The 13415-nt window shown below is 70.3% G+C and carries 18 protein-coding genes; 15 read left to right on the top strand and 3 right to left on the bottom strand.

Annotated elements, in window-relative coordinates:
• Positions 1-20 precede the first annotated feature (20 nt).
• From ACLLJJ_RS31025 to ACLLJJ_RS31035, 3 genes are all read right to left on the bottom strand, one after another.
• Positions 21-707, bottom strand: coding sequence for a hypothetical protein (locus tag ACLLJJ_RS31025; protein ID WP_185298088.1), 687 nt, complete (start codon positions 705-707; stop codon positions 21-23).
• A complete protein-coding gene (locus ACLLJJ_RS31030) occupies positions 707-1021 on the bottom strand; it encodes a DUF6112 family protein (RefSeq protein WP_185298087.1) in 315 nt (104 codons plus the stop codon). The genes ACLLJJ_RS31025 and ACLLJJ_RS31030 overlap by 1 nt, the downstream gene beginning before the upstream one ends.
• 147 nt (positions 1022-1168) lie before the next feature.
• Positions 1169-2302, bottom strand: a complete 1134-nt coding sequence (locus ACLLJJ_RS31035; RefSeq protein WP_434595851.1) for a C40 family peptidase — start codon at positions 2300-2302, stop codon at positions 1169-1171.
• Between the two features lie 510 nt (positions 2303-2812).
• On the opposite strand from ACLLJJ_RS31035, the gene ACLLJJ_RS31040 reads away from it, so the two are divergent.
• From ACLLJJ_RS31040 to ACLLJJ_RS31110, 15 genes are all read left to right on the top strand, one after another.
• The gene (locus tag ACLLJJ_RS31040; protein ID WP_434595853.1) at positions 2813-3568 is read left to right on the top strand and encodes a DNA-methyltransferase; all 756 of its coding nucleotides are present in this window, start codon (positions 2813-2815) and stop codon (positions 3566-3568) included.
• Positions 3569-3819: 251 nt separating this feature from the next.
• Entirely contained in the window at positions 3820-4380 is a 561-nt protein-coding gene (locus ACLLJJ_RS31045; RefSeq protein ID WP_185302565.1) for a DUF4913 domain-containing protein, read from the top strand.
• Positions 4377-4862 carry a hypothetical protein gene (locus ACLLJJ_RS31050; protein ID WP_434595854.1) on the top strand — a complete coding sequence of 162 codons (486 nt, stop codon included), beginning with the start codon at positions 4377-4379 and terminating at the stop codon, positions 4860-4862. Before ACLLJJ_RS31045 ends, ACLLJJ_RS31050 begins: the two co-directional genes overlap by 4 nt.
• Before the next feature lie 19 nt (positions 4863-4881).
• Entirely contained in the window at positions 4882-5583 is a 702-nt protein-coding gene (locus ACLLJJ_RS31055) for a hypothetical protein (RefSeq protein WP_434595856.1), read from the top strand.
• Positions 5584-5607: 24 nt separating this feature from the next.
• Positions 5608-6327 (top strand): hypothetical protein, encoded by a 720-nt coding sequence (locus tag ACLLJJ_RS31060; protein WP_434595858.1) that lies wholly within the window; start codon positions 5608-5610, stop codon positions 6325-6327.
• 147 nt (positions 6328-6474) lie between these two features.
• Positions 6475-6819, top strand: a complete 345-nt coding sequence (locus ACLLJJ_RS31065) for an SH3 domain-containing protein (RefSeq protein ID WP_185298081.1) — start codon at positions 6475-6477, stop codon at positions 6817-6819.
• 105 nt (positions 6820-6924) lie between these two features.
• Complete coding sequence (locus ACLLJJ_RS31070; RefSeq protein WP_185298080.1) at positions 6925-7413, top strand: hypothetical protein; 489 nt, start codon at positions 6925-6927, stop codon at positions 7411-7413.
• Positions 7410-7859 carry a hypothetical protein gene (locus ACLLJJ_RS31075; RefSeq protein WP_185298079.1) on the top strand — a complete coding sequence of 150 codons (450 nt, stop codon included), beginning with the start codon at positions 7410-7412 and terminating at the stop codon, positions 7857-7859. The genes ACLLJJ_RS31070 and ACLLJJ_RS31075 overlap by 4 nt, the downstream gene beginning before the upstream one ends.
• Before the next feature lie 10 nt (positions 7860-7869).
• The gene (locus tag ACLLJJ_RS31080) at positions 7870-8280 is read left to right on the top strand and encodes a hypothetical protein (protein WP_185298078.1); all 411 of its coding nucleotides are present in this window, start codon (positions 7870-7872) and stop codon (positions 8278-8280) included.
• A 43-nt stretch (positions 8281-8323) separates the two neighbouring features.
• Positions 8324-9175: a winged helix-turn-helix transcriptional regulator gene (locus ACLLJJ_RS31085; RefSeq protein WP_185298077.1), complete on the top strand. Its 852-nt coding sequence runs from the start codon at positions 8324-8326 to the stop codon at positions 9173-9175.
• Complete coding sequence (locus ACLLJJ_RS31090; protein WP_185298076.1) at positions 9172-9684, top strand: regulator; 513 nt, start codon at positions 9172-9174, stop codon at positions 9682-9684. Before ACLLJJ_RS31085 ends, ACLLJJ_RS31090 begins: the two co-directional genes overlap by 4 nt.
• The gene (locus tag ACLLJJ_RS31095; RefSeq protein WP_185298075.1) at positions 9681-10916 is read left to right on the top strand and encodes an MFS transporter; all 1236 of its coding nucleotides are present in this window, start codon (positions 9681-9683) and stop codon (positions 10914-10916) included. Before ACLLJJ_RS31090 ends, ACLLJJ_RS31095 begins: the two co-directional genes overlap by 4 nt.
• Before the next feature lie 36 nt (positions 10917-10952).
• Entirely contained in the window at positions 10953-11255 is a 303-nt protein-coding gene (locus ACLLJJ_RS31100) for a hypothetical protein (protein WP_185298074.1), read from the top strand.
• 47 nt (positions 11256-11302) lie between these two features.
• Positions 11303-12529 (top strand): ATP-grasp domain-containing protein, encoded by a 1227-nt coding sequence (locus ACLLJJ_RS31105; protein WP_185298073.1) that lies wholly within the window; start codon positions 11303-11305, stop codon positions 12527-12529.
• Positions 12526-13398 carry a DUF317 domain-containing protein gene (locus tag ACLLJJ_RS31110; protein ID WP_185298072.1) on the top strand — a complete coding sequence of 291 codons (873 nt, stop codon included), beginning with the start codon at positions 12526-12528 and terminating at the stop codon, positions 13396-13398. The genes ACLLJJ_RS31105 and ACLLJJ_RS31110 overlap by 4 nt, the downstream gene beginning before the upstream one ends.
• The last annotated feature ends 17 nt before the right edge of the window (positions 13399-13415 follow it).

Consider the following 13415-nt stretch of genomic DNA (forward strand, 5'->3'; position numbering starts at 1 on the left):
TTTCTTGTGTCAGGCGCGGGTCACTGGGTGACGTTCGGAGCGATGGCGGCCAGGGAACAGTCGTGGTCGGGGCGGCACTGCACGGCGAGGGTCACGGCGCGCTCTTCGGCTCCGCCGCCGCCCTTCTTCCAGGCGATCTGCTGCTTGCCGTTGACGGTGACGACGTAGATGTACGCCTGCGTGATCGCGGACGGGTCGTCGGCCAGGGCCGCCTTGAACGCGGAGGGGAAGTGGCCCTCGGTGACGGACGCGCTGGCGTGCTGGTCCTGGTCGGCCATGCGCGACCAGAGGACCGGGTCGGGGACCTGGCCGGAGACCGACGCCCAGTCGGCGTAAGTGGTCTCCTCGGTCATCCACGCGCGCATACCGGCGAGTTGCTGGTCACGACTGGTGTTGCGGCTGTCGTAGGACCACAGCATTTGGGCCGCGGCCTTGGCGTACTCGACGGGCTCGGCGATCTGCGGAGGCTTGAGCACTGACCCCGATCCGGCGGCGGGCTTCGGGGCGGCCTCGGAGGAGGAAGGGCTGCTCGCCGGGGACGGGGAAGCGTGTTCCTGGCCCTGCTCGTTGCTCCCGCTCAGCCAGGCGACGGTAGCGGCGATGGCGAGCAGGGCGGTGACCACGATCGCGACGATGGCGATGCGCTTGTTGGCCGACCAGCCGATGCGGTAGGAGGACAAGGAGACGGAGGGGAATCGTTTCTGCATTACTGGACCTGCGAGCCGAGGGCCGAGAAGAACGCGACGATGCCGTTCGCGGCGCCCAGGCCGAGGGCGGCGCCGGCGGCGACGACGGCGCCCTTCTTGCCGTTGGCTTCGGCCTGGTGGCCGCCGGTGTGGTGGCCCCAGGCCCACACGCCGAGGGAGACGGCGAGGGCACCGACAACGGCGATGATTCCGAACATGTTGATGCTGTTGACGACGTTCTTCAGGACGGCGAGGCCGGGCAGGCCGCCGCCCTGGGGCTTGATGCCTGGGTCGTAGGCGAGCTGGATGACGCGGTCTGCGAGGGGAAAGGGCATGGGCGTGGTGGGGCTCCTTGCGTACGCGGGCCAGGCGAGGGGCCGGCGGGGAAGGGGGGAGGTAGCGCTCGGGGTGCGGGAGACGGCCGCGGCACAGGCCCGCCCGGAGGTGCTGTCCGGGCGGGGCGGTGTCCGGGAGAGGCGGCGTCAGAGGACGCGGCGGGCGGCCAAAATGTCCCAGTCCTTGATCGGGGTGATCCGGACCGGCTTCGATGTGCGCGGCGCCTCGATGACGAGGCCCTCGCCCATGTACATGCCGACATGTTCGGGACGGCTCGCGGTGCCGCGGCTGAAGATCAGGTCACCGGGCTGGAGCTTGCTCGGTGAGACCGGCTTGCCCTCGTTGACCTGCGTGTACGTAGTACGGGTGAGGGTGACGCCGGTGTGGGCGTATGCCTGCTGCATCAGCGAGCTGCAGTCGCAGCGGCCCATCGGGTCGGGGCCGTGCGAGTCGGTGCAGTTGCCGCCCCACTGGTACTGGGTTCCGAGCTGGTGCATCGCCCAGTCCAGCGCCTTGCGGGCCTTCGGGTCGGCGTCCTTGGGGATCTTGTATCCCTTCGGGACGCTCCCCTCGGGTATGCGGCCGAAGCCGGAGCCGTCCTTGGACGGAGCGCAGCCGGTGGTGTCGGCCGTCGGCTCCTTGACCTTGTCCGGCGCCTTGTCGACCTTGTCCTTGCCGGCGCCTGGGAAGGTGGCGGCGATGGCCTTCTGCAGCGCGGTCGACAGGCCCTCCCACTGCGCGTACGCGTCGGGGAGGGCAGATTTCTGGACGGCCTGTGCCGCCTGGGTGACGGTCATCTGCTGCCAGCCGCTCACCTTGAGCAGGTGCTTGTAGAACTGCTCGGAGGCGTGGACCGGGTCGCGGATCTGCTGGGCCGTGCCCCAGCCCTGGGAGGGGCGCTGCTGGAACAGGCCCAGCGAGTCCCGGTCTCCGTAGTTGAGGTTGCGCAGGCGCGATTCCTGCATCGCGGTGGCGAGCGCGATGATCTGGCCCTTCTTGGGCACGTCAAGGCTGATGCCGCTGGCCACGATCGTCTGCGCGTTGGGGACTTGCTCGGCCGGCAGGTCCAGGCCCTTGATCTTGACGTCCTTGCCGGACGCCCCGTCGAGGATCTTGGAAACCTGCTTGGCGACCTCGCCGGAATCGATGTCGGTCAGGCAGCCGCTGGAGAACGCTGCGGTCTGGACGGCATCGGCGGAGGAGGCCACCATCATGGCCGTTCCGGCGAGCAGGAGTGGGGAGAGGAAGACGACGCCGATGCCGGCGGCGAGCGCCTTCAACCGGCGCGGACCGCTCGCGTGTCAGCGATTACGGGCATGGGTGGGTAGAGAGACGTCATGGACGTGTCCTTCGGGGTGCGGTGTCCGGCGTGCCGCGTACGCAGGGCGTGGTGGAAGGGCGCGGCAGCCGGTGGTGGGCGATCGAGGAGGCCAGTGCGGGCGAGTTGCCGCTCGCCGCGCATGGCCGGGCCGAGAGCTAGGTGTGCCGGGGCAGGGGAAACCTCCGAGAGGCATGGTGGGAAGTAGCCAGCGGCGGTGTGCGCCGGGCGGTTCAAAAACAGTAGGCCCGAATTGGCGGTTGACCAAAAAGTAGGCGCGAGGGATCGGAAACCGCACCCTCCGCCCACACTTCTTGGTCGTCGGCGATTTCACCTCTACAGTTTTTGGACTCCCCCTCGCTCTCCCCGATCTGTGGCCCGGGCATCTCTATGCCCCATTCCGGCCTGCGGGGACTCGCCTGCGAGACGGGCTTTCCCTTCCGTGTTTCCACGCCTGAACTGGGGTTCCTCTTTGCCTTTTTCCCTGCACCAGGGCGACGCTCTCAGCGTCCTTGCCGGCCTGCCGGACAACTGCGTCGACTCCGTCATCACCGACCCGCCGTACAACTCCGGCGGTCGGACTGCGAAGGAGCGCACGAGCCGCTCCGCGAAGCAGAAGTACACCTCCGCCGATGCACAGCACTCCCTGCCCGACTTCACCGGCGAGAACATGGACCAGCGCTCGTACACGCTCTGGCTGACCCAGATCATGACCGAAGCGCACCGCATGACGAAGACCGGCGGCACAGCGCTGCTGTTCACCGACTGGCGCCAACTCCCCGCTACGACAGATGCCTTCCAGGCTGCCGGGTGGCTGTGGCTGGGCGTCCTGACCTGGCACAAGCCGCAGGCCAGGCCGCAGAAGGGCAAGTTCCGCCAGGACTGCGAGTACATCGTCTGGGGTGCCAAGGGCAAGATCGACGCCGCTAAGAATCCGGTCTATCTGCCCGGTCTCTACAGCGCCTCGCAGCCGTCGGGGTCCAAGCGCCAGCACATCACCCAGAAGCCCGTCTCCGTGATGCAGCAGCTGGTGCAGATCGCCCCGCCGGGCGGCACGGTGCTGGACTTCTGCGCCGGCTCCGGATCCACAGGCGTCGCCGCCCTGCTGGAAGGCCGCGACTTCATCGGGGTGGAGAAGACCGAGCACTACGCGTCGATCGCGGCCGACCGGCTCACCGAGACGATCCGCGAAACCCTCACCCGGGACGCCATGGTGCTCACCACCTGACGCTACAACCGCACCTCTCGACTGCGGATTTGGTCATCGCTCTCTGGCTCAGAGCGACGGCCCGCCACTCATTTATTGCGGCTCGACGAGCGATCCACTCGTCGTGACTTCTGCATCCCCATTTCCATGCCTTCTAGGAGGCCATTCTCCTCATGCCTGAACCCGTAGAGCCCTCGTCCGAGGGGGAGCTGGAGCCAGTCCGAGTTCTGGATCCCGACTCGGAGGGGGTAGAGGCCACGGTCCGGCGGCTGATGGACCGGCAGGCCCAGCACGAGCAGCAGCTCGACCGTCTGGCGTCGGCGCCGGACCCCGGCAGCCCGTCGCCGTTCGCGGCGTTCGGGATGCCGGGCTTCGGCGGACCGCCCTCGGCCGCGCCACCGGAGCCCCGCCCGATCATGGAGCTGGACGGCGAGGAACGCGAGGACGAGCTTGACGCTTTGTCCGACTGGGTCGACGACTTCCTCCTGCCGGTCTACGGGGCGGAGGTCACCACCGCGGCACCCTGGTGCCTGCAGTGGCAGGAGCACGACGACGTCGTGGCCTGGCTGCATGCCCTGTGGCTGGCCTACCAGCAGCACAAAGACCCGGAGGCCGGCCTGTCAGGGCTGTTCGTGTGGCACCGCGACTTCCTCACCCACGCCGTCGCCGCGATCCGTTCACCGGGCGGGCCGCTGTCGGCCTGCATGACCTCCCCGGACCGTGCCGCCCACCGGCTCCTTCCCGGCCCGCCGCCGTCGGCGCGCACCGAGAAGGCGACAGCCGACGCGTCGGCGCCTGCCGAGCCCGCGGAGCCGGACGAGCCGACGTCATGACCGGCGGGCATCAGCAGCCGGCCTTCGGCCTGAGCTTCGACCCCCGAGCCCTGACCGACCTCCTCCAGGCACCCGGCGACATCCGCGATCTCACACTCTCCTACCTGCAGGAAGTCGTGAACGCGGAGCGCTTCGGGCCTCGGCTCACGGGCGACCTGGAGGGCTACCGCAAGATCGTCGTGGACTCCCGGAAGGACTGGCGCGTTGTCTACGGACTCCGCTCGGCCTCCGAGGGCTCCCCGCAACGGCGAGAGATCCACGTCGTCGCGGTCCGGCCCCGTGCCGGCAACGACATCTACGACGAGGTCGGCCGCCGCCTGGGCATGGCCCGCCGGCCGCTGAGCGCCCGCACCCACGCGGCACGCTCCCGCCCCCCGCAGCTCACCCCCCGCAGCGCCGCGCCGAGGCCCAGCCCGCCGCCCTCCGCGATGCCGGGCCTTCCCCACCCCGCGCACCACCCCTCGCCCGGTCACACCCGCTGATCGTACGGAGCCCCCGCCTATGCCCCCAGACCCCCTGCCGGCAGCAGCCCGGCGCTCCGTAACGCAACTCGACCACCGCATCGAAGTCGTCACCGGCCAGGACGTCGACACCCTCTGGGCCTACCGCGACCGCGGCATCCTCGACGAACCGCATACCGACCTGGTCGACCGGCACCGGGAGCTGGCCAGGGCCGAGACCGGGGTGACCTTCCACCGCACCCTCCTTCACCGCCTGGCCAGCGGCGACTTTCCCGTCGACGGCGCACTGTTCGAGCGCATCGACCGCACCGTGGACCAGCTGGAGGAGGCTGCCGACGTGCGCGACTTGGCCGCACGGCAGGTGCTGGCCGCGTTGGAGCCGATCCAGGTCACGGCCCAGCAATCGCAGCCGGAGGTCCCGGAGCGGCTGTCGGCCGCCGACCAGGCGGCGCTGCTGTCGATCGCGGGCGGCGCCAAGGTGCACACGCACCTGATCACTGGGCGCATGTCCGTACCCACAGCCTCCGGCACCAGGGTCGCGTACGCCCACCTGGAGCGGCTCGAAGCCGCCGGCCTGGTCTCCCGGGATCCCGACCACTCCGTGACGGCCGGGCAGCCCGTCGCTTTGACCGACGCGGGCCGCACCGCCCTGGCCGGCAGCCGCAGGCGCCAGCCCTTCGCGGCACCGGCACCGCCAAGGCCCGGCACCTGGCCCGCGGCCCCCACTCGACCCCGCCGCTGACTCCGGGTGACCACGAGGAGATCTATGCCCCTACCCGAACTCGACCTCCGACTCGATGACTTCGAGCCCGCAGACCCCCAGGTGGAGGAAGCATTCCTGTACGCGGTCTCCCTCAACCAGGACATGCTCCTCCCGCTGGCTGAGCACCACAGTCCTTCCGGGGGGAACAGCTTCTACGTCCTGCACGACAGCTCGGTCACCTGGGGGATTCCCGGAGAGCCACAGATCGCCGCTCTCCACCTCCAACGAGACTTGGTTGCCCGGACTTTCCACTTCGAATACGTTCCGCTGCCCCTGCCGTCGATGGCGCAGTCCCTGCTCATCAACCGCGGCTGCCCGCCCGACGCCATCGACCTCAACCCCGACCTGGGCCCCCCGCCAGCCGACGAGGCCACACGGGCCCTGGAGCGCCGGCTCATGGGGGACGGAGACCACTTCGCGTGCGGGTACTCCTACACCAACGACAGCCCGGACGACATGGTCACCGTCGCGGCCCTGCGCGCCCTGGATGGGCGGGCTTCTTCCCCGTTCCGCGTCGTGATCGAAGAAGTCGACTCCGAGGCGTGGACGCACACCCTGCGCGAGGGCGGCTTCGCCTCCGCCGAAGAGGCCGTCCAGTGGTGTCAGGAGCGGATCAGCGGCACGGCCGGGCCCCTGCCACCGGTCCGCCCAGGAGTGTCATCCACCCGTCCCGCTGCCCTGCCGAAGTCTCCCGCTCCGCGCCCTCCCGGCCGCTCGCACTGAGCCGCAAAGCCGACAGGCGCGCCGCAACATAGCCGACGATCGCCGGTTAGCCAAACCGGCGAATCTCCGGACTCTTAATCCAGCCGCCGGAACAACACGCGGCGCCTTTCCACACCATCCCTATGCCTGCACGGAGGTTCCTTCCGCATGCGCTCAACCCGAATTGCCATATCCGCCGCGATACTCGGAGCACTCGCTCTGCCGATGCTCTCCGCCACCACCGCCAGCGCGGCCCCCGTCGCCTCCGCCGTCCGTGCGAGCAGCTGTTCGTCCCTCCCGCCGCTCCCGTACGAGGTCCACGCCAAGGCCGTGACCATCCGGTCCAAGGCCACCACGAAGTCCACGGCGGTCGGGGTGCTCTACAAGAGCCACCGTTTCAGCGTCGCCAAGAAGAGCGGGAACTGGCTCTACATCACGGACAAGACCACCGGCGTAAAGGGCTGGGTCTCCGGCACTTACGTCTTCCGCGACGTCCGAATGTGCCTCGACTGACAGCTGGAGCAACGCAACCCGCTGATTGCCCAGCTGAGTTGACTGATCGCCCGGCGATTCCCCTGAACTCTCAGGTGTCTGCGCCACCCGGAAAGGAGTTCCCCCTTGCCCGATGACATATACGACGGCTTTGAGGATGTCGTGGGCGTGCTCACCGAGCAGATCGAAGCGCACTTCGAGATGGGCATGGATCAGCTGAAGGCCGCCGTCGCCGTCGCGCCGACCGCTCATCCCGACGCCACCGATGTCGTCAAATGGCACGGGCTTCTCGTCGGTTCGCAGACCGCTCTCGACCGCGCGGAGAACGACCTGCTCGGGGCGCTGCAGTCGCAGCCCAGCGAGGTCGACGACCCCACGATGGGCCTCGCCCACCGCGTCAACGCAGCCGTCACCGCGCGCGACGGCCGGGCCATGGTCGTGCGGTGGCTTCTCGACCCGGCCGCTCCGGGGAAGCAGGGCCTCGCCGCTGAACGCCTCGCCCGTCTCAGCCGCGGGACTCGCAAGGGCCCGGCGGTGCAGACCAGCCCTCCGCAGCGTCCGGCGGTCGCACCTGCACCCGCGCCCGTCCTGCGGGCGGGGAGGGGCGCGCTGTGAGCGTCCGCTTCAAATCCAGCACCCTTGACGACCAGATCGAAGGGTCCTTCGCAGCCCCGGTCGCCGAGCTGTACGCGACGGCGGTCGGCCCCAGTGCGACGCCCGCGCTGACCCGTGTGCTGGAGCTGCGGTCGTTCCTCGTCCTGGCCGAGGAACAGGTCGCCCGTGTCCGTGACCGCGTGCACGAAGCCATGGCGCCAGGGCGCGACATGAACGAGCTGTCAGCGGACGACCTGCGGATGGACTCGCAGTGGCTGGAGGCTTCGCTCGATGCCCGCGACGGCTACCGCGCCGCGCTCGGCGAGCTGTTGCGGACGATGCCACCGCCCGACCAGCAGCCCCGGCCCGTCCGCCTGACGCAGGCGACGGTCGCCACCACCCCGCCGCCGTCCGTCGCCGCCCCGGCACCGCAGCGTGCCGGGGCGGCCCGGTCCCGCCGACCGTGAAAGCCCCCGCTTGCCCCACCTCACGTCCACAGAGATAGCCGGACGGATCGCGGACCTGTACGGCTCACCGCTCGACGACCTCGCAGCCCACGCCCAGGACCAGCCGCCCGGCATGCTCTCCGCCCTGCTCGGCATGCACGACGGCCTCGCCCTCGCCGAGCGCAGCATCGACTTCCACCGCGACCGCCTCGCCCAACTCGTCCACCCCGAGCGGCAGATCGGACGCCACGAGGTCTCCCACCTTCTCGACGGCACCCGCCGGATCGCCGAAGCCGTCGCTGTCCGGGACATCCAGGCCCAATCGGCCTCCGCCGTTCTCCAGAGCCTGGCCCGCGTCACCGCGCCAGCTCCGCCCCCGGTACCCGCGCCAGCCGTTCCCGCCCCACCCGCTCCGGCCGTGAGCACTGCACGGAGCCGCTGAGCCCCGCGGGTAACCCCCTTACACGCATCCAGGAGTTCCTCCCTTGGCCATCACCGGTCTGCCCCCCGACACCGACGCTGACATCGCCCGGGTCACCGAGGCACTCGCCATGATCACCCCGCGCTGGAACGTGCGGATCCTGCTGGCCCTCTCCGGCCCCCCACAGCGCTACAGCGAGATCGCGGTCAAAGTCTCCTGGCTGCAGAGCGGCCAGCTCCACCCCAAGATCAAGTCGCTCTGCGACGCCGGCCTCGTGCAGCGCACCGAACACAGCTCTCGGCACGTCACCTACGGCCACACAGAGCGCGGCGCAGCCCTCCTGCCGGTACTGCCGATGATCGTCACCTGGGCCGAGGCGCACCTGGAGAAGGCGGATCACCCGCTGCCCGCGATCGAGCAGATCGAGGACAGCCTCACCCTGCTCACCCGGCGGCACGCCGCCGCCCTCCTGTGGGTGCTGAAATCCCGCGAGCAGGTCAGCGGCCGGGCACTGGCCAACATCGTCATGCCCAGCAGCGACTGGACCAACGTGTACCCGCCGCTGCGCCAGCTCGTCGCTGACGGCCTGGTCGACACCGACGGCATGGGGCAGCCCTACCGCCTGTCGGTCGCAGGCCACGGTCTGGGTCCCCTCTTCGGGGCTCTGTCCGCGTGGTCGGCCGGGCGACCCCTGGCAGGGGCCGCCCAACACCCCGTCTGGGGAAGCCCGAAGGCAACGGCCGGTCCGCGGACGTGGGTCAGCAACCAATCGAGGCTCCCGGCTCCCGCCCCGTCGCCGCCGCCTGTCCGGACTGGGCAGAACCCCCGCCTGACATGGCAGAACCCGGATCTGTTCTCGCACACCGCGGCGGCCCGCCCGAAGGCAGCACTCCCGGCGGGAGGCCCGCGCCGATGAACGCCTCCTTCACCCCCGCCGAACTCCGCAACGCCTTCACGCTGTTGTCCTCGACGGCCCTGATCCGTCTGATCAGCGAAATCGACGACAACGGGCCGATACCGCCGCGCAGGCTGGCCGGCACACTCCATGACCTCTCCGCGCACCGCCTCCGCCGGGCCACCGACGCGGCCCGCGCCCACGCTCTCGTCCGGGTCGGACCCGGGGTCGGCCTGGAACTCACCACGTCCGGCGCGGAACTGGCCGACATCTACGACGCCATGGCCCGGTGGGCACGGCGCCACGCCTACCCGACCCCTATCTGCGACTTCACCACCCGCCTCCAGCACACCCTCGCTCTCCTGGCGCCCATGCTCGGGGCCGACCCGGCCGAAGGCTCCCAGCGCCGGGCGGGCGAGAGCCCGCCCGAGCCCGACGCGGACCTTGGCCTCGCGCGCGCTCTGCTCGCCCAGTGGCTGAACGCCAACCCGCAGGTCCCCCTGCTCCCTGAGCCCGAGCACGTCGCGTGAGCGGTGGCACCACCCCCCGGCACGCCCTTCACACCGCAGGACTGCTGCGCGGGATCTATCTGCCCCGCACGGTCGATGCCCTCGCGTTCGCCATGTCCACCTACGGCATCCCGCTCCTGGTCCTGGCCACGACGGGCTCCGCCGCGCTGACGGGCCTGGCGTTCGCCCTGGAGTGGATACCCAGACTGGCCGCTTTCGGCTGGGCCGGAGCCATCGTTGACCGGCGAGGCGCGTCGGTCGTCTTCTTCCTCGCGTCCCTCGGCCGCGCAGTGGTCCTCGCCGCCGGTGCGGTCACCCTCTATCTCCACCCGTCCGGCACGGTGGCCAGTGCGACGGTGATGGTGCTCGCCGCCAGCACCGGCGTTCTCACCGAGTTCTCGTACATCGCGGCCGAGACGGCAGGCGCCGCCGCCGGCCGCCGAGCCGGGGGGCGAGCCCACCGTGTCCAGGCCGTCCTGCTCGGCATCGATCAGACCGCCACCCTGACGGGCCCGGCGGTAGCGGGCTTCCTGCTGCTCGCCGGGCCTCCCCAGATGCTCGCCGTGATCACCGTGTTCTCCCTGCTCGCCGCGCTGCTCGCGCTGCGCACACCACCCTCACCGGTCGCCCCGGCCCGCGCCCCGAAGGATCACACGAGCGCGGGGCTGCTTACCGGTTGGCGCACCATCCGCTCCCTGCCGGCCCTCGGCTGGCTGGTAACCGGCCTGACTCTCTCCAACTTGGCCACCGGCTTCCTCCAGGCCGCCGGCCCCGTGATCGTCGTCAACCACTACGGGCAGTCCACCACCGCCGTCGGCCTCATCTGGTCCGCCGCCGCAGCAGCCACGCTCCTGAGCGTCACCATCTGCCGGTTCGCGATCGACCGCCTGGGCCTGTGGCCGGTCGGCGCCACCTGCGCCGCCGTCGCCTCACTCGCCTGCCTCGCCGCAGCCCAGGCGCCCGACTACCTCTCCTACCTGATCCTGGTCGCGATCCTGATGGCCGCAGAGGGCGGCATGACAGTGGTCCTGCGCACGCTGCGCTCCCGCCTGATTCCCCCGGACCGGTTCGGTAGCACCCTCTCCGCCACCATCCTCATCCTCCTGCTGCCCTTCCCCGTCGCCGGCGTACTCACAGCGCTCACCCCGCCCGACGCGCTGGGCCACGTCATCACCGCTTGCGCCGCCCTGCAGGCCCTCGGCCTGTTCCTCGCCTTCGCCCGCCTGCGCACCGATCCCGCCCTGCGCTCCTGACCCGCTGCTCTTCCCCAGCTTGTGGAGAACTTCCCCATGTCCTTTGCCTGTTCCGGAGCGACCCGTGCGCGCAGCCGCACCATCACCGATCAGTTCCACGCCTTCCACGCCCAACACCCGCACGTATACCGCGCGCTGGAGCGTATGACCGCCCGCCAGCTCGCCACCGGCGCCACCCGCGTCGGCCTCAAGAACCTCTTCGAGGACCTGCGCCGAGAGCTCCCGTACGGCGTGGCCGGGCTGAACAACAACTTCACCGCCCTCTACGCCCGGCAGCTGGTCGCCGCACACCCCAAGTGGGCCAGCGCGTTCGAGCTACGGCGCCGCCGCGCCGACTGACAGCTCTTCCCCCCGTCCTGCTGTCCACCGATTCGGAGAACCTCTTCTTGTCCGCACGCCCCCTCGTCCTCGTCGTTTCTCCTGGCGATGAGACGTATCGCTCGTACTGTCTTGAGCAGGTCGCCGCCGCCTACGACGTCGTCCTGCTCACCGGCACCGAGCCCTCGTGGGAAAGGCCGTACATCGTCGACCATGCCGTCGTCGATCTCTATGACGACACCGCCCTGCTGGCGGCCGGCCGGGCCTTGGCGGCACGTCACGAACTCGCCGGTGCCGTCACTTGGGACGAGTGGCACCTCGTCCCCGCCGCCCGCCTTGCCCGCGGACTCGGCCTGCCGGCGAACCCTGTGGAGGTGATGCGGGCCTGCCGCAACAAGGCCACCGCCCGCAGCCTGTTCGCCCGCCACGGGGTGCCGTCGGCCGCGTCAATGAAGGCCCAGACGCTGTTGGAGGCCGGACTGGCGACGATGACCATCGGCTATCCGGCCGTCATCAAGCCCACCGCGTTCGCTGGAAGCATCGGCGTGATCCGCATCGACCAGCCTGAGGAACTGCCCGCCGCCTTCGCGTTCGCCTCAGGGGCGAGCCAGAGCCGCGAGGACACCGCCGTCCTGGTCGAGGAGTACCTCGACGGGCCGGAGGTCTCCGTCGAATGCGTTACCCACCGTGGCGTAACCACTGCCGTCGCGGTGACCCGTAAAAGTCTCGGGCCCGCACCGTACTTCGACGAGACCGGGCACACCGTCGATGCTCGCGATCCGCTCCTCGCCCAGGTCGCTCCGGTCGCCGCTGCCGCGGTCAAGGCCCTGGGAATCACCGACGGCGTGCAGCACGTCGAGGTGCGCATGGTCGACGGCCAGCCCCGGCTGATCGAGGTGAACGCACGTCTGGGCGGCGACATGATCGGCCACCTCGTCCGCCTTGCCACCGGCATCGACCTTCCCCGGGCCGCCGCCGCCCTCGCCTGCGGGCACAACCCGGACATCACCCCCAGCCGTCAGCAGGCTGCGGGAATCCGCATGCTCTACCCGGCGGCCTCCGGCACCCTCACGGAACGGCAGATCAACCAGCCGTTCGCCGCCCACACCCCTTGGCTGCGGCAGGTCCAGTGGATCCGCAAGGTCGGCGACCCGCTCCTACTGCCGCCCGAGGGCGACCTGTTCACTGCCAGGGCCGGGTTCTACATCGTCACCGGCCGCGACACTACCGAGGTCAACGACCGGCTCGACACGGCCGCCGACGAGATCACCGTCACCACGCAGGTCGACCGATGACCCCGGAGAGCGATCCGCGCTTCGCCATCGACGGGGATGTCTTCGTCTCCCCGCGCTATCTCGCCTCTACGACCGGGATTGGCGACCCCGCCCTCGCTCCGCTCCTGGGCCTCGGCTGGGACCTCCAGCACGACGACCTCGGCAACGCCTACGTGACCGCCCCCGACCGGCGCGTGCGCCTGGGTTACCTCCCCGAAGGTGAGGACGACGGGCTATGGCGCATCAACGCCTACAAGGACGCGTTCGGCCCGCCGGCCTGGGGCGTCTGCTTCAACGACCGAACCCCCACCGAATTCGTGCAAGCCTTCACCACCGCACTCGCGGGAGCCTATGAACAGGGGCCGGACGCCTACCTCGCCCGGCCGGACGCCCGGACCGACGAGCACGACCCCGCCCGAGCCGTGGGCCCACTCTTCCAGCAGGGCTGGGAGATAGAGCGTCGCCGTCAGGGCATCTTCGCGGTTCAGTCGCCGGACCGGTTGGCCGGAATGGAGGTCACCACCGGCGACCTCGATCCAGAAGCCGAGCTGACCACACGCGACGCCCGCTGGCACCTGTGGGTCGGCAAGTCCATCGACCGGCCCGCCTGGTACGCCACCGCCAGTACCGATACCCCAGTCGCCCTGCTGGCCGCCGTCACCCAGTGCGTATCCGACCCGGCACCGTTTCCCCGGTGGCGACAGGACACCTACAGCTACATCAAGGGCATGGCCCACCTCACTCCCATCCTGCCTTCAGAGCCGTCGGCCCCCACCCCACTCGACCTCCAACGGGCCGCCTCATCACGCCGTCCGGCCGCCCTCCCGCCTCCCAGCGTCCCGCGCTGGAGCACCACCAGCCGCCCGGCCCTGCCCGGCCCGCGCCGATAACCCCAGCACGACCCCGA

Origin of the sequence: Streptomyces sp. A5-4 (assembly GCF_051131715.1) — a bacterium.
In the GTDB taxonomy this organism is placed as follows: Bacteria; Actinomycetota; Actinomycetes; order Streptomycetales; family Streptomycetaceae; genus Streptomyces.

Coding starts and splice junctions, on each gene's coding strand:
- ACLLJJ_RS31025 (WP_185298088.1), bottom strand. CDS start 707: ATGCAGAAACGATTCCCCTCCGTCTCCTTGTCCTCCTACCGCATCGGC.
- ACLLJJ_RS31030 (WP_185298087.1), bottom strand. CDS start 1,021: ATGCCCTTTCCCCTCGCAGACCGCGTCATCCAGCTCGCCTACGACCCA.
- ACLLJJ_RS31045 (WP_185302565.1), top strand. CDS start 3,820: ATGGACCGGCAGGCCCAGCACGAGCAGCAGCTCGACCGTCTGGCGTCG.
- ACLLJJ_RS31050 (WP_434595854.1), top strand. CDS start 4,377: ATGACCGGCGGGCATCAGCAGCCGGCCTTCGGCCTGAGCTTCGACCCC.
- ACLLJJ_RS31055 (WP_434595856.1), top strand. CDS start 4,882: ATGCCCCCAGACCCCCTGCCGGCAGCAGCCCGGCGCTCCGTAACGCAA.
- ACLLJJ_RS31060 (WP_434595858.1), top strand. CDS start 5,608: ATGCCCCTACCCGAACTCGACCTCCGACTCGATGACTTCGAGCCCGCA.
- ACLLJJ_RS31065 (WP_185298081.1), top strand. CDS start 6,475: ATGCGCTCAACCCGAATTGCCATATCCGCCGCGATACTCGGAGCACTC.
- ACLLJJ_RS31090 (WP_185298076.1), top strand. CDS start 9,172: ATGAACGCCTCCTTCACCCCCGCCGAACTCCGCAACGCCTTCACGCTG.
- ACLLJJ_RS31100 (WP_185298074.1), top strand. CDS start 10,953: ATGTCCTTTGCCTGTTCCGGAGCGACCCGTGCGCGCAGCCGCACCATC.
- ACLLJJ_RS31110 (WP_185298072.1), top strand. CDS start 12,526: ATGACCCCGGAGAGCGATCCGCGCTTCGCCATCGACGGGGATGTCTTC.